The sequence below is a fragment of the Rhodococcus jostii RHA1 genome (genome assembly GCF_000014565.1).
Taxonomy (GTDB): Bacteria; Actinomycetota; Actinomycetes; order Mycobacteriales; family Mycobacteriaceae; genus Rhodococcus_F; species Rhodococcus_F jostii_A.
In genome coordinates this window covers 101,286-120,859 of sequence record NC_008268.1, presented here as the reverse complement: position 1 = coordinate 120,859, position 19,574 = coordinate 101,286, and the positions used below count along the sequence as shown (strand labels likewise).

The following is a 19,574-nucleotide window of genomic DNA, read 5'->3' as shown; positions in this document are numbered from 1 at the left end:
CGCGGCCCGACGCAGAGCTGATGCCTTCGACGCTGTTCGGACGCGGTCAGAACCGGAAACCGCGGCCCGGGTCCCGGGCGACGGCATCGCCGAAGGGCAGAAACCAGTCCTCGGGTTCGAGGTTCACCCCATCGCGGACCGGGACGCCGTCCTCGTCGTACAGAGTCAGCACATCATGGTCCTGGAATAAGAAACTGGTGGGCGCCGCCCAGTCGGTGTCATTGTCGTGTGCCGGCGCCTTGGCCAGCATCTGGTCGAGGTGACCGGCGAGGTGATCGCTGCTCGCGCGGGTCAAAATGATGTGCAACGCCATTTCCTCCCCGGTGCAGGTCGGCTCTGGGTCCGTCCCGGCGGTGATATCGCCGGCGAGGTCGTCGAACGCCCGCGCCATCTGCCGCCTCCACGATGCGTCCTGTCCCCAGGTGCAGGGCGGCAGCGCAGCGAGTAGTGATCCGTGGTCCTCGGACTCGATCACCTGATCGCCCAGGGCCTCGGTGTCGCCGTACGCCGTGGCCGCCAAGACGGCGGCAGTGGCCATGATCGCGCGACGCTGCCGCTCGGTCAGCTCGTACACGAACTCATCGTCATCAGGTGGTGGTTGCGGGACCAGTTCCATTCTCGCACCCTACAACCGGCATCCCGGACCACACCTGAATCCACGAACTCAGCCCTCCCCCCAAGACGACCACGCATAGTCCCCACTCCTCCTCGGCGGCAGCCCTGATGCGAAATGCACTCCCTTGCAGTGCTACATGAAGTCCGAAACTCCTTGCAAAACAGGGCAACTCCCTGTTTCATCGCGACACGCCCGCGCACATCGACCCTCCGTCGTTCCTGTGCCGGTCAAACGTCCAGGTCAGCGCAACATCACCGGCCGGACTTGCATGTGTAACCGGATCGGCGCTTGCCTTCCTGAGAGATTCCTGGGGGTTCGTCGCATAGGTTGCTTTTCAGCGAGTGGGCCCGCCGCTGACCGAAAGTCCCCTCACAGGAACCGGATGTCAGATGGCCAGAGTGACGAAGTACCTGAATTTGCCGCGCCCGAAGCGGGCTTCACCAGCAAAAACGTTGATCCTCGCATCGTTAGCGTCGGTATTGTTCGCGACCGGCGGAGGGATCGCCGCAGCGCAACCCACCACCACACCGACACCCACACCGAGCACGACCACCACCACACCGACATCGCCGACGCCCACGGAGACCACTGCGGAGCGTGTAACCCCGAGCAGCACTGTTCCTTCGTCGCCGCCGGCATCCCCGTCGGGAACGGTACCCGCCGTCGAGTCGACGCCAGAGGCCTCTGCCGCACCCGACGTAACAACGCCGGCGCCATCGGGGAGCGCCCAAACCGACAGTAGTGCGCCGACAACGACACCGAGCGAATCCACCACCCCCAGCTCAGCCCCTGCAAATGGGAAGAAGATCCCTTACACAGGGTTACCGACCGAGAACCCCAACGCGACCATTGTCCCGGGCAAGATGCGTTCGGATCGAGAAGAGCTGCCCGAAGGGTTCACAAAGGAAGACGCCGACAAGGCCGAGATGAAGGAAGCGGAGCTACAGAAACAAGCTAGCGGCCTCCGGGCCGCGGTGGCCCCCGGCTGCCAGGTGTACTGGCCGTCGGACTTCCAGGTCTGCGGTGCCATCCGCGACAAATACAACTCACTCGGCGCACAGTTCAGCTTCCTGGGCTTTCCCACCACCAACGAACTCACGAACCCCGACGGATTTGGACGCAGATCCGTATTCGTCAACGGACCGATCTACTGGTCCGCCGCCAGTGGCGCCCACCCGGTGGTGAACCACTTCTTCGCGGCCTGGCAACGGAACAACTGGGAAACTGGGCCCCTCGGGTATCCGACGACCGACGAGATCGTCAACCCAGACGGTCTGGGCCGCCGCCAAGAGTTCCAGAACACCGCCGCCATCTATTGGAAACTCAACGAGGCATGGGCCATCCGTGGCGCGATCCGCGACAAATGGAACACCGTCAATGCCGAACGGCCAGGCAGCCTCCTCGGGTACCCACTCTCTGATGAGATCGTCCTACCCGACGGGCAGGGCCGGATGAACCGCTTCGAACGCGGCGTCCTCTACTGGCACCCCTCCCATGGAGCCCACCCAGTAGTGAGCGGAATCCTCGATCAATGGACCGCTTCAGGTTACGAAACTGGAGCGTACGGCTACCCCACTGCCGACGAAGTAACACTGCAAGATATTGCGCGACAACAACAATTCCAGAATGGCATCCTGTACTCACCGAAGCGGGTTGCAGCAGATGCCGCATATAAGGACTACATGCAGGCACCCGCGGCCGCCCAATGTGCCGCACCGCTGGGGTCTCGCGTCGGTGCGTGGACATGCACAAAAGCAGGTGGTGCAGCTGCGGCTCTTCCGGCACCTCCCCAGTTCAACGGTCCGGGTGAATATTGCGACGTCAACTTCGGCGGTTGCTGGAATGTCTATGACGACTTCCGCGCTGACTATCAAGGCGACGTTGTGTTCGGCGCGGGTCCGCAGATCATAGGCAACGGCTCCGTAGTCGTGGAATGGAAGCTAGCCGGTCCCTACACTCAGATCACACGGGCAACCGTCAGCTCGAACGATGCCGTTATGGGACGCGTCGTATTTGCTGGTGCGCTTCAGAATGGTGCCGTCGGAGTTGCGAATGGTGGATCCCTCATTCATTCCACCCAGCCGCAGTTCGCGCCGGGACCGCACATGACGGGACGCGCCGTCGGCTTGCCGAATCCCTCAGGTATGGAACTCGAAGACCGACGGATGCGTGACCATAACTACGTCGTACAGATATCGGTAGAATTCAGCGAATGGCCAGGCTACTGGTACTTTTACGTACGCAGCCCCGTTGCGCACTACGACGACGACGACCCGAACGACATTTACAGATTCATGGGAGCCGATCAGCTACCAGGTAACCCCGTGGGGGGAGACTGGAAATGGTGAGCACACGACCCGCACCACGCAATGACCTGAACTGAGGAGAACGGGAGATGAATATCACGACTCTCGTCCTTGAGAAGTCACGCGTAGTGGTTCAGTGGCGTGAAGACGGGATGAGTTACGTAGCGCGGGAGGAAGACCTGCCGCGGCTAGAAGCCCGGCCGGACACTATTGGCTCGATCTGGCACCCACCGTTCACCGAACGACAGGTGGTCGGATTCGAGGAGGCACCTCCTGGAGATCTAGACCGGCCATCGTGGTGGGCTATGTACGGCTACGCCGACCCAGAAGTGCAGGTCACGGTCACAGTCGACGATCAACCGGACCCGATAGTCCACCGCATCGGCCTTGTCTGGGCATGTGAATGGATCAGCTACCCCACACGCGCGCACGTACACAGGTCCGACTGGGACACACCTGACCTGATCAGGTTCATTCGCCCAGAATTTTTGCCACCAGCCCCTTACCCAGAACACGTCAGGTGATCGGCTTCGGCAGCATCCAATATCGACAAGAAGCCCGCTACAGGAGGTTTTTGGTAGCGGGCTTCTTGCCGTGTACTTCACGTGCAGTACGTGGGGACGAGTCAGCCGCGTCCCTGCCTCGTCGTCCCACATCCAAGGAAATGAGACGGTCACCCACCCGCCGAAGCATCCCTGCAAAGCGCCTGGTCAGAGCATCCCAAAAGTTAATTCCACAATTCCGTGTCACAACAGCCGTGCAGTCATGACTTTCGGTACGCTCAATCCGTGGAGCTGGGGTACGCGCGGGTGTCGACGAGCAAGCAGGACCTCGATCGACAGATCGACGCGCTCACCAAGGCCGGAATCGAGCAGGCGAACATCTACGTGGACAAGAAGTCCGGGACCACCACCGACCGGCCCGGGCTGCAGGCGCTGCTCGGCTACGCCCGGCCGGGCGATGTCATCGTGGTGCACACCCTCGACCGGCTCGGCCGCACCGTGCGCGACACGCTGAACCTGATCCACGACCTGCACCAGCGCGGCATCGGGTTCCGGAACCTGGCGGACCCGATCCGTATCGACTCCACGAACCCGGACGATCCGATGGGGCAGCTGGCGGTGGTGCTGCTGGCGCTGTTCGGGCAGATGGAACGCACCTACGCGGTCGAGCGGGCCGCCCACGCCCGCACCGTGGCCACCGCCAAGGGGCGCCGCACCGGCCGGCCGAGCGTGGTCACCGACGCCCAGCTCGCCTACGCCACCCAACTCCGCGAGGGTGGCGCCACCGTCGCCGAGATCACCGCCCAGACCGGGCTGACCCGCTCGACTCTGTACCGACACCTCCCGCCGCGGGAAACCGATCCCGTCACCGCGGCCACCGCGAGTACCGGCGGCATCCGAACAGGCTCCGCCTCCACCGTTTCTGCGGGACAACCACGCGCCGAACGCGGCACGTTGGTGTGTCCCACGTGCGGGCATCGTCCTGCCACCCGCAGCGAGGCCATTCCGCACCGTGACGACCTGGCCACCATCTGGCTGCAACTCGACGAGCGCCGTCGCCGGGTCCGCGAGCAACACCACTGCGCCCGATGCCAGCCCCACGACCACGTCCTGGTAATCAGCTGCTCCCGCTGCGGCGACGGACCACTGGTCACCGGCATAGACCCGGCCAGTACCCAACCGCCACAACCCATCCTGGACTGGCTCGAACACCATGGATGGACCACCACCCCGGAACTCGTCTGCGGCAATCACCGTCGATGACGGAGCCTGCTGTGACTCTCATCGTCGGCAGCTACCCGTCAAAGGCCCGTTTCCGGCGTACTCCGGCCGTGCCCCTAGGGGAGAGGACGCTGCGGGGCCGGCCGAGCGGCCAGGGGGAGTGGAGCCGCACGCCCGGCAGTCGTCAGTCGAATAGCGGTCGGCAGTGAGCAGGAATCGCGTATGTAGCCATCCCGTCATCGGCCTTGATAGTGTTCCATCGCCGATACTTGAATCGGGCCGTGACGGAACACGGTGATTTACCGAATTAAGCGGGTCGCCACAGCATCAACCAACCGTCCTCACCACAACCAGCACCGATCCTTTCTTGAACCAATCACCCCCTAACCGGCTATTAAGCGGTGGCGTGGTCGCTGCTCAACTGCGCAGCTGAGCGTTGAGCCGAGCGGCCTGTCGCGTGAGGTGGTCCCGTTCGGGGAGGTTGGGCGCCGACCGGGCAGCTTCGGCGTAGAGCTGTGCTGCGGTGACCGGGTCCCCGTCACGCTCATGTAGGTACGCCGCGGCCGCGGAGTACCGGGGAAGGGTGGGGTCGAGCCCCGACAGGGCGGCCAAGCCCGCCCTCGCGCCGTCTGCCTCTCCGACGGCGACGGCCCGGTTGAGGCGGGCCACCGGGCTGTCGGTGAGGCGCACCAGTTCGTCGTACCACTCGACGATCTGCACCCAGTCGGTCTCCGCGGACGTCCGGGCGTCGGCATGGAGCGCAGCGATGGCGGCTTGGGCCTGGAACTCGCCCAGTCGGTCGCGGTCGAGGGCCGACTGGAGCACGACGACGCCCTCGGCGATCAGGCGGGTGTCCCACAGACTGCGGTCCTGCTCGGCAAGAGGCACGAGGCTGCCGTCGGTGCGGGTCCGCGCCGGGCGCCGTGCGTGGTGGAGCAGCATGAGCGCGAGCAGGCCCGCGACCTCCTCGTGGTCGGTCTTGGCCGCCAGCTGGCGAGTGAGCCGGATCGCCTCGGCGGCGAGATCGATACTGCCGCCGTAGCCCTCGTTGTAGACCAGGTAGAGCACGCGCAACACCGTGGCGACGTCTCCGGGCTGGTTGAACCGCACGTCCGAGACGGTCCGCTTGGCCCTGCTTATCCGTTGGGCCATCGTCGACTCGGGCACGAGGTAGGCCTGCGCGATCTGACGCGTGGTCAGGCCGCTGACCGCGCGCAGCGTGAGCGCGACAGCCGAGGCAGGTGTCAGCGATGGGTGCGCGCACAGGAAGTACAGCTGGAGTGTGTCGTCCACCGCCTCGCCAGGTTCGGGGGAGGGCTCGGCATCGACGCGTGCCTCGCGGTACCGCCGCGAGGAATCGGAGCGGGTGGCGTCGAGGAACTTGCGCCAGGCCACGGTGACCAGCCAGCCCCTGGGGTCGCGCGGTGGGTCGTCCGGCCACGCGCGCACGGCCTCGATCAGAGCGTCCTGCACGGCGTCCTCGGCCGCCGCGAAGTCTGCCCCGCGACGGACGAGGACGCCGATCACGGTGGGGGTGAGGGTCCGCAGAAGGGCGTCGTCCACCGTGCATCACTCCGTAGCGGTGGGAGAGACGGCCAGGAATGGGCGCACCCCGAGCCATTCGTGGATCGGTTTACCATCCGCACCCGGGGCCGCGGACAGCTCGCCGGCCAGCTCGAGTGCCCGCTCGTGGGTCTCGACGTCGATCACCATCCAGCCGGCGATCAGGTCCTTGGTCTCCGCGAACGGGCCGTCGGTGATCGGCGGTCGTCCCTCGCCGTCGTAGCGGACGAACGTGCCCTCCGGGGAGAGTGCCTGACTGTCGACGAACTCGCCGGTGCTTTCGAGCCGAGCGGCGAAGTCGTTCATGTACTGCACGTAGGCGGAGATCTCCTCCGGCGTCCACTGGTCCATGGCCACGTCGTTGACCGATGCGGGCGCGCCCCGGTAGTGCCCGAGCAGCAGGTACTTGGCCATCGTGCTCTCCTTGGTGCGGTACGGCCCATTCTGGCCGTGTTCACTCCGGGGACGAAGCCGCGCGCGGCTTCTCGACATCCCTGCACGGATTTTCTCGATCGTCGCTTTCCGTGACGGACGGTCAACTGCTCCACCGTTCGACGATGATCCCTTCGGCCTGCACATGGTGCAGATAGCACCGACTGGCGCGTGGGGCTTGTTGTGATGTACAACATACTCGTAAGTTTGTGACTCACGTCACTCAGCTCCTACGACGGGGTACGCCAACACATGACCCGCACCACGGTGCACCAGGACGACCAGCGCACAATGTCGCCGCCCTCTGCCGAGGAGCCGCCGCACCGCCACACGCTCCGTCCGATCGCATACATCGCCTCTGTCTCGGCGGCAACCGCAACTGCGCCGGCCGCCGTCGTGACGGGATCCGTCCTCGTCGCCGTCGCCACCTCCGTGTCAGTGCTCGCCGCTGTAGTACTCGCCGCGCTCCTGATCTAACCGTCCACCTCGCGGACGCACCCTTCGACCACCACGCGGCACTCGCCGGCGCAGAAGACAGAAAGCACTTCACATGAACACCTTCTCCAGGCCCACCTCAGCCCGTAATCGCGGCTTCGCTGCCCCCTCCCGTGGCTCGATGAGCACGGTCGAGATCAAGAACCGCATCGAAGCAATGTTCCGCGAGGACGACGAGCGCGAGTCGAAGGCAGTCCGAGCGGAGTAGTAGTGCCGGCGCCGGCTCTCAGCACGTATCGGCGCGCACTTCCTCACGAAGTGGCGGAGGTCTCCTGATCACAGGCGCGGGCCGGCCGGCGCAGGTCACCGCCGTACTCGTCGTCGACTCGAACCGCGGCGGCGTGCAGCCGGGTAGCCGTGCTCCCGTCATAGCGCACGTAACCTGCTCTGCCGAGTGCGGAGATGCTCGTGCGACGGTGTGCCGGCGACAGCAGTTGAAAAAGAAACGTCGGGGTGTCCTTCAAGGTCACGTGCGACTCGGACACGTACGTCGGACCGGCCGTGTCGAGAAGCACACGCACGGTCTCCGCGACGCTTGCCGTCGGATGCCCACGAGGAGGCTGCCTCCCGGACATGTCGACTCCCGATCAGCCGTGTGCGATCTTCTCCACCGTGTCGAAGGCGTCGCGAACCGTGCGGCACGTGGGGATCATCGCGTCGAGGCCGATGGCCTCGACGGGCCGGAGCACCGCTCGATTGCCCGCCAGCGCCCAGGTAATGTGCTGCCGCCGAGCAGATTCCGCAAACTCGGACAGTATCGACAATCCCGAGGTTCCGACGAAGTCGACTGCGGTCATGTCGACGATGATGCGTGACGAGGTCCTGTCGATCAGGTGCGCGAGGGCGAGCGCGAACGAAGGTGCGGCGAGCACGTCGATGTCGCCGGAAATTCGTCCCACAGTGGCGTCCGGCGCGAATTCGACGGCCATCCGCACTCGACTATTATTGGTGTGCGCATTCCGAGTGCGGTGGCGGGTGGCCCGCGCGGTGCGGGGAGTGACCCGGAACGACGTGCGTAATAGTTTCATGACCCTCCGATCGCGGGCACTCTGTGCGAGTCCGTGCGCCGCAAGGAGCGCAACGGCACCGAGACCGCAGTGGGAGCGCACACAATATCTGTCCACCGCGCACCGCTGCGGCCCCCGGACAATCTGCGGCTGTGTTCTCAACTACGCGCGATAAACATTACGTCTACAGCAGATGGGCATCAACCGATTGCCAACGTGGTCGAGCGGGGAGGTCTCGTCAGTCGAACTTCGAATTGTGATGCGCGATGACTTCCCGTGCGACACCCGTGAGCTTGATGTTCATGTCCTGCGACGTCTTGCGCAGCAAGTCGAATGCTCTTCCTTCGGAGATGTCGTGGAAGGCCATCAACAGTCCGATCGCTTTTCCGATCTCGCGGTTGCTGGCCAGGCCCTCACGCAAGGTCTGTGCTTCCTGATGTTCGTGGAGCGCTGTCAGCGTCACCGCCGCGAAGGCCGTGATCAGAATCGCCTGATCGATCGATTTGTCGGTGAATTCTCCGGCGTTGTCCGAGAACAGATTGAGGGCGCCGACCTTGCGTCCACGGATCATGAGCCGGAAACCGGCAGCGCCCCGGACCGGGGTTTCGGCAATGGCCCGACGGGCAAGGCGCGGCCACTGCGTCGAACGGGCGAGCTCGCTCTCGACCTGCGGTGCGTCGTTCTCGATCGCATCGAGGCAGGGCCCTTCCTGCTCGGCTCGCTCGAGCGCGTCGACCTGGGCTGCGATGTCATCGCTCGCGGCCACGGTGACGTGGCGATCGTTCTCCTTCAGCATGAGGCTGGCGTGGGCACACCCGGGAACCAAAGTGGCAGCGGCATCGCAGATGGCCTGGTAGACCTGAGTGAAGTCGTCGCCGTCGTAGACCATCTCGGCCAGCCTCGCGAAGACGGCACTGGGCGCGTCGCCTCCGGTATGCGTCATCTCCGAAGGACCATTCGGCATTGTTCGCCTCCCGACGTGCACCAACGCGGCGTGAACCGACGTCGCAAGACTCGCGACGTCCGATCAATTCTGCCAGAACGGCAACGACCACTTGAGCGCAGAGGGGTTGAAGTCGGTCGGGTACGCGGCGCAGGCGGTGATCACCGACGACGTCGCCACCCGTACTCGCGCGGAGCAAAAGGCTGCGGGGTTTACCGCAGGTGGAGCGGGACCGGGGTATCGCGTCGCAGATTCGCGCAGGCGCTGGTGCGCGAGATGCCGCACACCCTGGCTCTGCTGCAAACCGGTCGGCTGAACGAATGGCGAGCCACCTTGCTGGTGCGGGAGACAGCGTGTCTGTCGGCCGCGGATCGGGCGATCGTCGACCGCCGGTTGTGCTCGGACCCGGCCGCGGCCCGAGATTCGGCGGTCGAGACCCTTCTGATCACACACCTCCGCGCCTCGTGAACGACGCCTTCCGAGGCGGACGTGTAACGCCGTTGCTGCAATGTGCGACTTGTCTGTTAACGCGTTGACACCTACTCGGGTTTTCGACACGGGCTACGAACGGATGGGGTAGACCATGGAACGTCGCGTTTCGGCACGCAAGGTCGCGCATCGACGAAGGATCGCAGGCAGTCTGATCGCGCCCGGCGCGTTGGGGCTGGCGGCGCTGCTCGCGACTCCGTGGTCGAATCCGGGTTCACCGGCCACGACGGCGACTGCCTTGACGGCGGCGGCCTCGGACGCGTGCTACGACATGGTCAGCATCGCCGTCGCCGGCCGCGGTGACACCCCGCGCGACGGGACCCGAATGCTCGTGGCACCCGATGGCACACGGCTTCCCGCGTCGTACTCCAGCGACTACAGCAGTCCATGGATCGACGAGGTGGTGAATGCGCCGCAGCAATCCGTCGGTGGTGGGTCCTATGCCGCGGTCTACATCGAGTATCCGGCCAACATGAACTCGTACGAGGACGCCGTGAACGCCGGCGTCGACAACACCGAGACCGTGATGCGGTCGATTCACGCGTCGTGCCCGGACACGAAGTTCTCGATCGTCGGCTACAGCGAGGGCGCCGATGTGGCACGGCGGGTTGCGATGGAGGTCGGCAACCAGGACGGCCGGGACGGCTCGTACGACATCCTCGATCCGGCGGCCGTGGTCGGTGTGGTCATCCTGGCGGATGCCGGCCGCAACCTCGGGGGAGGGCCATTTCCCGGTTCGGAGAACGAATTCCGCAATCCCGACGGCTTCGACCTTGCCTACCAGTCGGGGCAGAAGGGCACGTCCGGGCGGGGAGCGTTGCCCGGCACGTCGGGCAGCTTCGGTGCCCTGGACGGGAAGGTGGCATCGTTCTGCTCGGAAGGCGACCTGACCTGCTCCGCACCCGAGAACATTGCGCTACTGCAGCTCGCGATCAACGTGGGACGGCAACTGAACGTCGACTCGCTGCAGAAGGATGGGCTGACCCCTGCGACGGGACAGGATCTCGCGGTGGTGCTCGGGCAGATCGCCCTCGCCGCGTTCGCGGACATCCAGTCGCAAGGCGATTGGATGCAGTCCGACGAGACGTTCCTCGACGTTCTGATCAAGGTGTCGGATCCGGCGTACAAGCCCGATAGCGGTGCGGCGCAATCGGACACGTCAACTGGTCCGATCTCGTCGAATCAGGCGGTCGACCTGGTCTACCTGCCTGCGAAGGTGCGGAACGAGATCATCGGGTTCATCGCGGACAATCAGAACACGATCCAGGTGGCGATGAGCGACCCGTATCAGCAGACGCTGGGGGAGGGGACCGGCCATCACTTCGACTACTGGCGTGATGCGAATGCCGGCAGCGGGAAACCGCTGACTTCTGCCCAGTACGCCGCAGCGTGGTTGACCCACCTGGCGCAGGAGGCGGAGAAGGGCGAGTCGCGCGCGGCCGCGGCGGAAGCGTCGACCGCGAAACTTGCCTCTGCCTCCACGAAGGAAACGGAAACGGAAGCGGCTCGGGTCGCACCCACCACCACGGACAGCGCGAAAAAGGCTCAGTTGGCGGGCAACCCGGTCAGCGCGACCACCACGACCAGCAGTTCGCCGACCCCCACGACGACGGTCGCGACGACGACGTCACCGGAACCCACGACGGCTGTGGAAGTGGCCGCAGAAACCACGACCTCGGTGTCGGCGCCTCAGGCCGTCGCCGGAACACCGGACACATCCGTGGTGACTACCACCGCGGCGGAACCCACCACGACCACTGAATCGGAGTCACCGACGACCACCACGCCGGTCGTCACCACGACGACGCTTCAACCGGCGGCCGGGTGACGCCCGATCAGCCCTGGCCGGCTTCGCGTGCGGCACGTTCGAGACGGGTCCGGTAGGTCTCCCACCACATCCGGTCTTCTGCGGGCACGTTGGTGTTGTCCGCGCGCATGCCGACCGTGCCGTCGACGAGTTCGCGGACGATGTCGGCGTGCCCTGCGTGCCGGTGGGTTTCGGCGATCACGTGCACGAGAATCCGGTGCAGGGTGACGTCGCGGCGGTCGCCCGGCCAGTGCGGTACCCGGCCGGGCGCGTCGAGGGGTAGAGCCCGGATGGTGTGGTCGGCGTGCGCCCACGCTGTCCGGTACTGCCCGACGATGTACTCGCGTGACTCGCCGGGGGTCGCCCACATGTCCACGTTGTCTTCGGCGGCGCCGGTCACCCACGGTGGGTATTCGACGGATCGGCCGAAGGTCTCGCCGAAGTAGCCGATCTCGACGCCCGTCAGGTGTTTGACCAACCCCAGCAGGTTCGTGCCGGTCGGGGTCATCGGCCGACGGATGTCGTATTCGGACAGCCCGTCAAGCTTCCACAGCAGAGCGTCGCGGGCGGCTTGGAGGTACTGGTGAAGGTCCACCTTCGGATCTGTCAATGCCCTTCCTGATCGGTCAGTTCCCTGCCTTCGAGGGCCTTGACGCGCCGCCGTTCGAGGAGAACGAGACCCGTGCCGACGACGAGGCACAGGACGCAGGCGATGCCACCGATCAGTGCCCAGCCCTCGAATCCGTAGCCGGCCGCGACCAGTGTCAGACCGAGCACGGCGATTCCGGCGGCGATCAGGATGTATCCCGGCCAGTTCCGGCTGTCGGTGATCGCCTCACCGGCGTGATTGCGCATGGTGTGCGCATCGTCCTGGGGGTGATGCTCGGAGTTCAATTCGCGGCTGGGTCCGTTGTCCGGCTGATACGTCACTACAGTCCTCCTGTGCGCGAGTGGTGATCTGAGTTTCATCAGTCGGTCTCTGTCTCGGTGTCGGCGGAGTCCTCCGCCAACTCGGGCGCGTTCTCTCGCGTGGCCATGCCGCCGTTCTTGCCGTGATCGACGGGACCGGGACGGCCACTCCTGGGCTCGTCCGTCTCTCCGTGAGTGTCCTTGGTCATGTTTTTGCTCTCCTTCAGTGGCGGTGCCGACGGCGTTGTCGCACGGCGAAGTAGGCAACGACGAATGCGGTCACGAGTCCGGCGGCCGCGACCCCGCGGGGTTGCTGCCGGACCCTGTCGAGTTCGTGGCGCGCGCCGGCTTTCGCGCGTGCGGGCACGTCCACTTTGCGGTGCAGCGCATCCACAGTGGATGCGAGCGCGGCTCGTTGTTCGGCGACCGAGTGTTCCGGTTCGGGCTGGGGGTCGGTCATCGAAGGCCTTCCTTGACGGTGTCGACGTCGGCGCGCACGCTGTTCGCCGTCCGCGCGGGTACAGGCGGCAGCGCGTTCTTGGCGCGGCGGGCTCCGACCGCCGCCACGACGCTGCCCACCACGATCAGTACGGCGGCCACGATCAACGCGGCCAGCCACGGATCGAGTGCCGTCGCCAATCCCAGAATTGCGGTGGCGACGAGGGCCCCGAATCCGGACAGCAGGAGCAGCACGCCCGCTCCGGAGACACCCGCTCCGATCCCGAAGCGCGTTCCCTTGTCTTTCACTTCGGTGAGGGCATGGGTCATCTCGGTCCGTACGAGTCCCGTCACCTGATCGGTGAGTCGTTCGACGAGTTGGACCGTCGACAGATCGTCGAGATCGTGTGCAGCGCCGGGCGGCTGGACCCGCGGGGTATCGCCGCGATGGATATCGGTCATGTCCGTGCTCCTTCCTCGTCTCCGCACCGCCTACCCGGGAGCGTTCCGGGCGAAACAGGGCGGCGCACTCCCGCCGTGCTCATCGATCGGCGGAATCGCCGTCGGTCGAGCGATGCCGCGACCGCAGGATCGCGGCGAAGACCCAGAGTCCGCAAAACATCGCGAGGGCCACCGCGGCGGCGACAACTCCGGCGATGGGTGAGATCACGAAGCTGAAGATCAACGCCACCACACCGATCAGCGCCAGCGCGAGGGTGGCGATGCCACAGATCGCGAGGCGATGCGATGCGGACACGAGATCCGGGAGCGCGTGCCGACGGAAGAGCATGCGGTGCAGGCCGGCCGGGGCCACCAGGAGCATGGTCGACGTCACCGACAGTGCGACGGTCGCCAGATAGATGGCAACCTCACTGTCCGAGAGGTCCTCGAACCGTTGCTGGAACGGCAACGTCAACAGGAAGCCGGTGAGTAGTTGCACCCCGGTCTGCACGACGCGCAGTTCCTGGAGAAGGCCGCTCCAGTTCCGGTCGAGTCGTTGAGTCTCGGTCTCGTGCCGGGCGCGGAAGTTCCAGTTCGCATCGTCCCGAGCCGGTCCTCGACTGTCCATCCCCCACGAGTACCCCACCGCCGGCGTCGAGGCCACGATTTCGTGTGGAATACGCGACGAAACCGGGCCTGCCCATCGTGAGATGGGCAGGCCCGGTTCCGGAGTGCGGGGGACTAGCGTCGCCCGGCCGTGCTTCGCCCGGTCACGAGCTTGACCAGGAACAGGAGTATCACCGCACCGAGGAGGCAGGTGAAGAAGCTGAACCAGAGACCGCCGCCCTCGACGTCGGTGCCGAAGAGGCGGAGGATGAAGCCGCCGAGGAGACCGCCGACGATTCCGACGACGATGTTGAGGATGATGCCCATCTGGGCGTCGGTCTTCATGATCTTGCTGCCGATCCACCCGGCGAGGCCGCCGATGATGATCCAGCCCAGAATTCCCAGTCCTAGCACGTATCAGTCCTTTCGGGGGAGAGTGGTGACCGGCGATTGCCGATTCCGCTCGGAGAAGAGACGCTCGGTGCGGGCCGGTCGTGATCCGGCCCGCACCGTCTCACTGTTCGGCGCGCTGGCGTGCTTCCTGCGCTTCGGCCTTGCCGCGGGCCTTCTCGGCTTCGGCTTCCTTTGCGGCGGCCTCGCGTTGGGCGGCGGCCTTGTCCTGCTGCGCCTTGCCCTCGCGGGTGAGATCGTCCTGGCCGGACACCGCACCCGCGGCTTCCTTCGCTTTACCCTTGACGTCTTCGACGACGCCCTTGACGGCCTCTGCCGGACCGCTGTTGTTGTCAGCCATGTTCGTCACCTTTCGTTGTGGACGGGAGATCGACCGTGCTCACCGCGCTTGCGCGGCTGCCTGCTTCTCGGAGTGCGCGCCGTTGTTCGAGAGGCTGCCGCCGGAGTTCTCGAGATGGGCGCGGACGAACCACTGGAACTTCTCGAGTTCGCCGGTTTGCCCGATGAGAAGGTCCTCGGTGATCGGGTCGAGGTCGCCCGTCTCAGCGATCGCCTTGCGGTTGTCTCCGACGACGCCGCTGTAGACGAGGTCGAGGGCACCGAGATGCGCCTGCGCCGTGTCCCGCTTCACCGAGTAGTCGTCCCAGGTGCGGTCGCGGGCGATCGCGGCCGGGGTGCCGTCGGGCGAATTCCCCAGCGCGGCGATGCGTTCGGCGACGGCGTCCGCGTAGCCCCGCACCAACTCGACCTGCGGGTCGATCATCTCGTGCACGCCGATGAAATTCGGACCCACCACATTCCAGTGAATGTGCTTGAGCGTCAGATGCAGATCGTTGTATGCGCTGAGCCGCTTCTGAAGTATGTCGGCGACTCGCGCGCCCTGATCGTCGGAAAGACCTGGCACGGTGAACTTCGACATTCTCGGTCCTCTCTTTCGCTACTACCTGCCGGCGGAACTTCGAGGCATTGGGTGCCCCCTCGATTGCCGGGGAGGCGGGGCCGGATGAACTCACCGCGTACCCGTGGTGAGAAGTCTCGAATCACCGTGACCCTGCCTCGCCGCAACCTGCGGTCGTGTCGAACAACGTTCCTGACTCGATCGCCGAAGTTCCGACAACTCGACCGTACTACAAAATCTATGCCGAGCAAATCAGATCTTCTGCGGTGTGGAGCGCGGATGCGCTGTGGTCGGCAGATCTCGATTGTGCAAACGCTCCGCCCGAATCGCCCCACATCCGTACTAGAGGCACTACCTTCGGTCTGATTCGACCAGGGGTCGACCGTGCGCACGCCGAGGAGGAGCAATGCTCAACGTGGCTCTGCTTGTGGTTCTGCTCGTTGCGAGTCTGGGGGGCGGCGCTGCGCTCCACGGCCTGGCCGATCGAAGGGCGGCACGATGAGCGCCGGGCACACGCTGCCGGCCCGGCAGTCGACGGCACTGCGCACGGGCACGGTGCGATGGTTCAACGCCGAACAGGGTTTCGGTTTCCTCGCCCCGGCCGACGGATCCGACGACATCTTCGTGCACGTCTCCGAAATCGCCGGCGACGGTCACCGCATTCTCGAGGAAGGGCAGCGCGTCAGCTTCGCCGTCTGCCGCACCGAGACCGGCGACCAGGCACGCGACGTCCGGATCGCCTGAGCCCACCGAATCGAGTTCGTCGAACCCGCACGTCGGGACGCATTCGGCACGCGCTCGCACTTTCGTTCGCCGGCGGGTTGAGGGTCGCGGCAGCTGGGTACGCTGCCGAGAGTCGCAGAAACCGACGACACAGACGTGGAGTGCAGATGGCCGAGGTCGACGAGGTTAGACGAATGAGAACGAGATCCGGTGTGCCCGTGGAGCTTCGTGTGGCGGCGGAGTTCGAACAGTTGCCTGTGGTGCGCGCCGTCGCGGAAACTCTCGCCGTTCTGGGAGACTTCACGCTCGACGACGTGGCCGATATCAAACTTGCCGTGGACGAGGTGTGTTCGGAACTGATCGCGGCTGCGCCGGGAAGTGCCGAACTGACGTGTTCGTTCGTCGTCACGGAGCCGGGGTTGCATGTGACGATCAGTGCACCCCTCACCCGCGGCGGAGTGCCCAACCGGGAGAGCTTCGGCTGGCACGTGCTCGAGACGTTGATGAATGCGGTTTCGGTATCGGAGGGACCCGTCGGCAACGGGTCCGTCGAACGGACCGTGGCGGTGGAACTGGTCAAATACAGGGGCACCATCTAGTGTCACCGGTTTCGGAACGTGGCGAGCGGCACCGTCCCGGCAGAGACGACTACAAGGACGTGGCGCCCACGGTGGCGCGCCTGCGAGCCTTGGACGCGTCGTCCGGGGAGGCGTCCGCGCTGCGCGACGAAGTCATCACACGCTGCCTTCCGCTCGCCGATCACATCGCCCGCCGATTCGGCGGGCGCGGCGAGGCGCACGAGGATCTGCTGCAGGTCGCCCGGCTCGGACTGGTCAAGGCCGTCGACCGCTTCGATCCGGACCGGGGCTTCGACTTCGTGTCCTACGCGGTGCCCACGATCATGGGCGAGGTTCGCCGGTATTTCCGCGACACCGGCTGGTCGATGCGGGTGCCCCGCCGCATGCAGGAACTTCACGCGTTGATCACCAAGGCCGTCGACGAGCTGTCGCAGGAACTGGGTCGGTCACCTTCGGCCAGTGAGATCGCCGCCCAACTCGAACTCGACGTCCGTGAAGTATCCGAGGGCCTGCTCGCGAAGAACGCCTACCAAACCTTGTCGATGGATGCAGCCATGGGTGATGATCCCGACGACCTTCCCCTCGCGGAGACGCTCGGCGAGGAGGATCCGGAGCTCGCGAACGTGGAGAGTCACGCCGCCGTGCGGCCTGCGCTGCAGAAACTTCCGCCGCTCGAACGCCGCGTGCTGATGTTGCGGTTCTTCGGATCGATGACCCAGACGGAAATCGCCCAGCGCGTGGGCGTCTCGCAGATGCAGGTGTCGAGGATCCTGGCGCGCACCCTCTCCGGACTGCGGGCGCAGCTGGGCGACGGCTGATCACCCCGGGTCAGCCACCCAAACCCGCGACCGTCGATTCGAGCGACGCGGCGTGGAACTCCAGATCGCTCTGCGAGCAGTTGCGGTCCTGCGGGAGTTGCTCGCGCAGTTCGGTCCGGGTCACGATGATCAGGGACTGATGCTCGTCGCCCAGCTCACCCGAATCGACGATGGTGGGGGCGCCGCCCTGCAGGATCAGGGCGGGATCCGGCAGTGGCGAATCGAGAAGTGTCTGCAGGTGCGTCGCGGTCACGTGGGTGTTCATAGTGCCCGGCATACCCGGACGCGCCGCGTTCGAACCGTGTCGGTTGGTGCTGCCGCGACTCGGGCACACGGCACTTGTCGTCGCACGAAGGGAGAGAAGGACTCTTGCACGTCACCACACTCCGACGTCTGCGCTCGTGGGCGGGGGACGGTCAGCGAAACACCGTGGTGGTGCAGTCGGCGAAGGCCGCGACCGCTGCGGTGCTCGCATGGATTCTGGCCGAGCGCCTTCTCGGGCTGCCGCAGCCGTTCCTCGCGCCCTACGCAGCGGTGTTCATGATCGAGGTCACCGTGTCGCGATCACTGCGGGTGGCCGGCGAGCAACTCGCGGCGGTCTCGCTCGGGGTGTTGCTGGCCGCGGCGGTCGGAATGCTGCTCGATTCGGTCACCGTCGGTGTCGGTGTGGCGGTGCTGACGGGTCTCCTGCTCGGCCGGTGGCACCGATTCGGTTCGAGCGGGGTGTGGGTGGCGGTCACCGCGCTGCTGATGGTGACGTACGGCGATTCCGATCAACCGGCGATACTCGGCGACCGCATCCTGGCGATCGCGCTCGGCGCCGGCACCGGGGTGGCCGTGAACGCGCTGCTCCTGCCTCCGCTGTACCTGAGGCGGTCCGAACGCGCAGTGACGGGGCTGGGTTCGACGGCCACGTCGCTGTTGTGCGACGTGGCCCGGGAGTTGCGGGAACCGGGAACCGGTGGACAGCCCGATCGTTGGGCTGAACGGGCGGCGCACGTGCGGGTGCAACTGGACGACGCCCTGGACGCCGTGGCCTGGACGGATGAGAGCGCGCGCGCCAATATGCGACGCGCCGCCGGTCCGGCCGCCGCCGGAAGGAAATGGAAACCGGCGGTCGTGGCGCTGTCCGAGGGCTGGCCCCAGTGCACGGAGATCGTCCGCGCCACCTCGCTGGCGCTGGCGCCGCAACCCCCGTTCGGCCCGCTCGACCCGGAGATCCGGGAGAGTGCGGCCGCGTTCGTGGACGCACTGGCAGACGTGATCCGAGCCGAATTCGCCTTCGCCGACAGCCGCGACGCTCCGGTCGCCGCCTGCCGGACGGCGGAGGAGCGGCTCCGCAACTTCGAGGACGCGGTGTCCTCCCACAGCGGTCTGACCCGGGGTTCGTCGATGAGCGCCGGAAGCATCCTCCGGCCGTCCGCGGCGGCGCTGAGTTTGCTGACCGGGGAATCTCCCGCCTCACCGTCCGGGACGGGATCGGTGGACGGAGGCGGTCCCGGGGTCGAGTAAAGTCTTCTCGACGGTAGAGACAACTGCTGCGTTCGTTCAGTGGGTGTCCTGTCGGTTACACCCGGAATTTTGAGGTGTATCCGAGAATGGCCGAGACTGTGGGTGAGCGCCCCGAGTCGATGTCCCCCAAGCTCGACAACGCGACGATCGCCGCCCAATTGGGCTCCTTGGCAACCGCGTTGGACGAGTTCAATCGCAATTCTGGCTCGCAGGTGGAGATGAGCCTGCTGCTTCAGCGGGTCTGCGACCAGGTGGTGGACGCGATCGCCGACGCCGACATGGCCGGGATTTCGCTGCTGCGCGACGGACGGGTGGTGACCGTCGCGTACACGGACGAGGCGGTCCGTGAGATCGACATTCCGAACTTTCAGGCCCTCGACGGCGACTACTTCGGTGTCGCCGGAACGCGGAAGGTCGTCAAGGCCCGGCTCGGGGAGGCCGCGGCCCGGTGGCCGTCGGTCGCGGACAATCTCGACCAGGCCGGCATGCGCAGCTTCCTATCCGCGCCGCTCGCCGTCGACGAGGCCCTCGCCGGCACACTCAACATCTACGGGCAGGGGGATCACGGGTTCAGCGAACTCGACGCCGTGGTGCTGCTCGTCTACACGACGGCGATCGAGGGTTTGCTGAGGAGCGCCCGCAGCGTGGAGTTGGCCAGGAACGAGGTTTCGGGTCTCACGAAGGCCATGAAGTCCCGTGCGGTCATCGAGCAGGCCAAGGGAATCGTGATGGCGCTGCGGGGCGTGCCCGCGGACCAGGCGTTCGAGATCCTCGTCGCGCAGTCGCAGCAGGAGCACGTCAAGTTGGCCGAGGTGGCGCGCCGCATCGTCGAGTCGGTGACGACGAATCCCGAGTGAG

Annotated in this window: 27 protein-coding genes and 1 pseudogene; 11 read left to right on the top strand and 17 right to left on the bottom strand. The window is 65.8% G+C overall.

The features are described from left to right. Window positions 1-46: 46 nt before the first annotated feature. Together RHA1_RS00625 and RHA1_RS51435 are read right to left on the bottom strand one after the other, a co-directional pair. Complete coding sequence (locus RHA1_RS00625; protein ID WP_011593442.1) at window positions 47-616, bottom strand: hypothetical protein; 570 nt, start codon at window positions 614-616, stop codon at window positions 47-49. A gap of 385 nt (window positions 617-1,001) precedes the next feature. Then, on the bottom strand, window positions 1,002-1,391 hold the full coding sequence (locus RHA1_RS51435; protein ID WP_007298955.1) for a hypothetical protein: 390 nt from the start codon (window positions 1,389-1,391) through the stop codon (window positions 1,002-1,004). Window positions 1,392-1,479: 88 nt separating this feature from the next. Between RHA1_RS51435 and RHA1_RS44380 the strand changes: the two genes are divergently transcribed. Next, window positions 1,480-2,964: an LGFP repeat-containing protein gene (locus tag RHA1_RS44380; protein WP_050787222.1), complete on the top strand. Its 1,485-nt coding sequence runs from the start codon at window positions 1,480-1,482 to the stop codon at window positions 2,962-2,964. 746 nt (window positions 2,965-3,710) lie between these two features. Next, window positions 3,711-4,688: a recombinase family protein gene (locus RHA1_RS00615; RefSeq protein WP_039952066.1), complete on the top strand. Its 978-nt coding sequence runs from the start codon at window positions 3,711-3,713 to the stop codon at window positions 4,686-4,688. A gap of 375 nt (window positions 4,689-5,063) precedes the next feature. On the opposite strand, the gene RHA1_RS00610 is transcribed toward RHA1_RS00615, so the two are convergent. After that, window positions 5,064-6,209 (bottom strand): RNA polymerase sigma factor, encoded by a 1,146-nt coding sequence (locus tag RHA1_RS00610; protein WP_011593438.1) that lies wholly within the window; start codon window positions 6,207-6,209, stop codon window positions 5,064-5,066. A 6-nt stretch (window positions 6,210-6,215) separates the two neighbouring features. Continuing rightward, a complete protein-coding gene (locus tag RHA1_RS00605) occupies window positions 6,216-6,623 on the bottom strand; it encodes a YciI family protein (protein WP_041810890.1) in 408 nt (135 codons plus the stop codon). Between the two features lie 270 nt (window positions 6,624-6,893). Here RHA1_RS00605 and RHA1_RS00600 point away from each other — a divergent pair, with 270 nt between their 5' ends. Together RHA1_RS00600 and RHA1_RS50245 are read left to right on the top strand one after the other, a co-directional pair. Next, the gene (locus tag RHA1_RS00600; RefSeq protein WP_009472660.1) at window positions 6,894-7,118 is read left to right on the top strand and encodes a hypothetical protein; all 225 of its coding nucleotides are present in this window, start codon (window positions 6,894-6,896) and stop codon (window positions 7,116-7,118) included. Window positions 7,119-7,191: 73 nt separating this feature from the next. Next, window positions 7,192-7,344, top strand: a complete 153-nt coding sequence (locus RHA1_RS50245) for a hypothetical protein (RefSeq protein ID WP_157180196.1) — start codon at window positions 7,192-7,194, stop codon at window positions 7,342-7,344. A 43-nt stretch (window positions 7,345-7,387) separates the two neighbouring features. On the opposite strand, the gene RHA1_RS00595 is transcribed toward RHA1_RS50245, so the two are convergent. From RHA1_RS00595 to RHA1_RS00585, 3 genes are all read right to left on the bottom strand, one after another. Continuing rightward, window positions 7,388-7,711: a hypothetical protein gene (locus RHA1_RS00595; protein WP_011593435.1), complete on the bottom strand. Its 324-nt coding sequence runs from the start codon at window positions 7,709-7,711 to the stop codon at window positions 7,388-7,390. 12 nt (window positions 7,712-7,723) lie between these two features. Further along, a complete protein-coding gene (locus RHA1_RS00590) occupies window positions 7,724-8,164 on the bottom strand; it encodes an STAS domain-containing protein (protein ID WP_237726819.1) in 441 nt (146 codons plus the stop codon). Window positions 8,165-8,381: 217 nt separating this feature from the next. After that, window positions 8,382-9,107 (bottom strand): GAF and ANTAR domain-containing protein, encoded by a 726-nt coding sequence (locus RHA1_RS00585; RefSeq protein ID WP_011593433.1) that lies wholly within the window; start codon window positions 9,105-9,107, stop codon window positions 8,382-8,384. 91 nt (window positions 9,108-9,198) lie between these two features. Here RHA1_RS00585 and RHA1_RS51430 point away from each other — a divergent pair. Then, window positions 9,199-9,497 (top strand): annotated as a pseudogene (locus RHA1_RS51430) (HNH endonuclease); the annotation flags it as partial. Window positions 9,498-9,669: 172 nt separating this feature from the next. Beyond that, a complete protein-coding gene (locus RHA1_RS00575) occupies window positions 9,670-11,403 on the top strand; it encodes a cutinase family protein (RefSeq protein WP_011593431.1) in 1,734 nt (577 codons plus the stop codon). A gap of 7 nt (window positions 11,404-11,410) precedes the next feature. On the opposite strand, the gene RHA1_RS00570 is transcribed toward RHA1_RS00575, so the two are convergent. The 9 genes from RHA1_RS00570 to RHA1_RS00535 form a co-directional block, all read right to left on the bottom strand. Next, on the bottom strand, window positions 11,411-11,992 hold the full coding sequence (locus tag RHA1_RS00570; RefSeq protein WP_011593430.1) for a DinB family protein: 582 nt from the start codon (window positions 11,990-11,992) through the stop codon (window positions 11,411-11,413). Then, window positions 11,989-12,312 carry a membrane protein gene (locus tag RHA1_RS00565; protein WP_011593429.1) on the bottom strand — a complete coding sequence of 108 codons (324 nt, stop codon included), beginning with the start codon at window positions 12,310-12,312 and terminating at the stop codon, window positions 11,989-11,991. Before RHA1_RS00565 ends, RHA1_RS00570 begins: the two co-directional genes overlap by 4 nt. 38 nt (window positions 12,313-12,350) lie before the next feature. Further along, complete coding sequence (locus tag RHA1_RS50240; protein ID WP_167540916.1) at window positions 12,351-12,500, bottom strand: hypothetical protein; 150 nt, start codon at window positions 12,498-12,500, stop codon at window positions 12,351-12,353. Between the two features lie 14 nt (window positions 12,501-12,514). Beyond that, window positions 12,515-12,751: a DUF3618 domain-containing protein gene (locus RHA1_RS00560; RefSeq protein ID WP_041810885.1), complete on the bottom strand. Its 237-nt coding sequence runs from the start codon at window positions 12,749-12,751 to the stop codon at window positions 12,515-12,517. Continuing rightward, window positions 12,748-13,191 carry a phage holin family protein gene (locus tag RHA1_RS00555; RefSeq protein ID WP_011593428.1) on the bottom strand — a complete coding sequence of 148 codons (444 nt, stop codon included), beginning with the start codon at window positions 13,189-13,191 and terminating at the stop codon, window positions 12,748-12,750. Before RHA1_RS00555 ends, RHA1_RS00560 begins: the two co-directional genes overlap by 4 nt. A 79-nt stretch (window positions 13,192-13,270) precedes the next feature. Next, on the bottom strand, window positions 13,271-13,798 hold the full coding sequence (locus RHA1_RS00550) for a DUF6328 family protein (RefSeq protein ID WP_009472648.1): 528 nt from the start codon (window positions 13,796-13,798) through the stop codon (window positions 13,271-13,273). A 113-nt stretch (window positions 13,799-13,911) separates the two neighbouring features. Beyond that, the gene (locus RHA1_RS00545; protein WP_009472647.1) at window positions 13,912-14,190 is read right to left on the bottom strand and encodes a GlsB/YeaQ/YmgE family stress response membrane protein; all 279 of its coding nucleotides are present in this window, start codon (window positions 14,188-14,190) and stop codon (window positions 13,912-13,914) included. A 100-nt stretch (window positions 14,191-14,290) separates the two neighbouring features. After that, window positions 14,291-14,527 (bottom strand): microaggregate-binding protein 1, encoded by a 237-nt coding sequence (gene mbp1, locus RHA1_RS00540; RefSeq protein WP_009472646.1) that lies wholly within the window; start codon window positions 14,525-14,527, stop codon window positions 14,291-14,293. 39 nt (window positions 14,528-14,566) lie between these two features. Next, window positions 14,567-15,106, bottom strand: coding sequence for a Dps family protein (locus tag RHA1_RS00535; RefSeq protein WP_009472645.1), 540 nt, complete (start codon window positions 15,104-15,106; stop codon window positions 14,567-14,569). A 477-nt stretch (window positions 15,107-15,583) separates the two neighbouring features. On the opposite strand from RHA1_RS00535, the gene RHA1_RS00530 reads away from it, so the two are divergent. The 3 genes from RHA1_RS00530 (at window position 15,584) to RHA1_RS00520 (ending at window position 17,204) form a co-directional block, all read left to right on the top strand. Further along, a complete protein-coding gene (locus tag RHA1_RS00530) occupies window positions 15,584-15,829 on the top strand; it encodes a cold-shock protein (protein WP_009472643.1) in 246 nt (81 codons plus the stop codon). Between the two features lie 146 nt (window positions 15,830-15,975). After that, window positions 15,976-16,407: an ATP-binding protein gene (locus RHA1_RS00525; protein WP_009472642.1), complete on the top strand. Its 432-nt coding sequence runs from the start codon at window positions 15,976-15,978 to the stop codon at window positions 16,405-16,407. Beyond that, window positions 16,407-17,204: a SigB/SigF/SigG family RNA polymerase sigma factor gene (locus tag RHA1_RS00520; RefSeq protein WP_011593425.1), complete on the top strand. Its 798-nt coding sequence runs from the start codon at window positions 16,407-16,409 to the stop codon at window positions 17,202-17,204. Before RHA1_RS00525 ends, RHA1_RS00520 begins: the two co-directional genes overlap by 1 nt. A gap of 10 nt (window positions 17,205-17,214) precedes the next feature. On the opposite strand, the gene RHA1_RS00515 is transcribed toward RHA1_RS00520, so the two are convergent. After that, window positions 17,215-17,469: a hypothetical protein gene (locus RHA1_RS00515; protein ID WP_011593424.1), complete on the bottom strand. Its 255-nt coding sequence runs from the start codon at window positions 17,467-17,469 to the stop codon at window positions 17,215-17,217. A 104-nt stretch (window positions 17,470-17,573) separates the two neighbouring features. On the opposite strand from RHA1_RS00515, the gene RHA1_RS00510 reads away from it, so the two are divergent. Together RHA1_RS00510 and RHA1_RS00505 are read left to right on the top strand one after the other, a co-directional pair. Then, complete coding sequence (locus RHA1_RS00510; RefSeq protein WP_011593423.1) at window positions 17,574-18,716, top strand: FUSC family protein; 1,143 nt, start codon at window positions 17,574-17,576, stop codon at window positions 18,714-18,716. Between the two features lie 86 nt (window positions 18,717-18,802). Then, on the top strand, window positions 18,803-19,573 hold the full coding sequence (locus RHA1_RS00505) for a GAF and ANTAR domain-containing protein (RefSeq protein ID WP_011593422.1): 771 nt from the start codon (window positions 18,803-18,805) through the stop codon (window positions 19,571-19,573). The last annotated feature ends 1 nt before the right edge of the window (window position 19,574 follow it).

Bases quoted from the DNA above. Each gene is read 5' to 3' on its own strand.
- RHA1_RS00600 (WP_009472660.1), top strand. From the start codon at position 6,894: ATGACCCGCACCACGGTGCACCAGGACGACCAGCGCACAATGTCGCCG.
- RHA1_RS00575 (WP_011593431.1), top strand. From the start codon at position 9,670: ATGGAACGTCGCGTTTCGGCACGCAAGGTCGCGCATCGACGAAGGATC.
- RHA1_RS00555 (WP_011593428.1), bottom strand. From the start codon at position 13,191: ATGACCGATATCCATCGCGGCGATACCCCGCGGGTCCAGCCGCCCGGC.
- RHA1_RS00585 (WP_011593433.1), bottom strand. From the start codon at position 9,107: ATGCCGAATGGTCCTTCGGAGATGACGCATACCGGAGGCGACGCGCCC.
- RHA1_RS00590 (WP_237726819.1), bottom strand. From the start codon at position 8,164: ATGAAACTATTACGCACGTCGTTCCGGGTCACTCCCCGCACCGCGCGG.
- RHA1_RS00535 (WP_009472645.1), bottom strand. From the start codon at position 15,106: ATGTCGAAGTTCACCGTGCCAGGTCTTTCCGACGATCAGGGCGCGCGA.
- RHA1_RS00530 (WP_009472643.1), top strand. From the start codon at position 15,584: ATGAGCGCCGGGCACACGCTGCCGGCCCGGCAGTCGACGGCACTGCGC.
- RHA1_RS00550 (WP_009472648.1), bottom strand. From the start codon at position 13,798: ATGGACAGTCGAGGACCGGCTCGGGACGATGCGAACTGGAACTTCCGC.
- RHA1_RS00505 (WP_011593422.1), top strand. From the start codon at position 18,803: ATGGCCGAGACTGTGGGTGAGCGCCCCGAGTCGATGTCCCCCAAGCTC.
- RHA1_RS00515 (WP_011593424.1), bottom strand. From the start codon at position 17,469: ATGAACACCCACGTGACCGCGACGCACCTGCAGACACTTCTCGATTCG.
- RHA1_RS00605 (WP_041810890.1), bottom strand. From the start codon at position 6,623: ATGGCCAAGTACCTGCTGCTCGGGCACTACCGGGGCGCGCCCGCATCG.
- RHA1_RS44380 (WP_050787222.1), top strand. From the start codon at position 1,480: ATGCGTTCGGATCGAGAAGAGCTGCCCGAAGGGTTCACAAAGGAAGAC.
- RHA1_RS50240 (WP_167540916.1), bottom strand. From the start codon at position 12,500: ATGACCAAGGACACTCACGGAGAGACGGACGAGCCCAGGAGTGGCCGT.
- RHA1_RS00595 (WP_011593435.1), bottom strand. From the start codon at position 7,711: ATGTCCGGGAGGCAGCCTCCTCGTGGGCATCCGACGGCAAGCGTCGCG.
- RHA1_RS50245 (WP_157180196.1), top strand. From the start codon at position 7,192: ATGAACACCTTCTCCAGGCCCACCTCAGCCCGTAATCGCGGCTTCGCT.
- RHA1_RS00560 (WP_041810885.1), bottom strand. From the start codon at position 12,751: ATGACCGACCCCCAGCCCGAACCGGAACACTCGGTCGCCGAACAACGA.
- RHA1_RS00625 (WP_011593442.1), bottom strand. From the start codon at position 616: ATGGAACTGGTCCCGCAACCACCACCTGATGACGATGAGTTCGTGTAC.
- mbp1 (WP_009472646.1), bottom strand. From the start codon at position 14,527: ATGGCTGACAACAACAGCGGTCCGGCAGAGGCCGTCAAGGGCGTCGTC.
- RHA1_RS00525 (WP_009472642.1), top strand. From the start codon at position 15,976: ATGGCCGAGGTCGACGAGGTTAGACGAATGAGAACGAGATCCGGTGTG.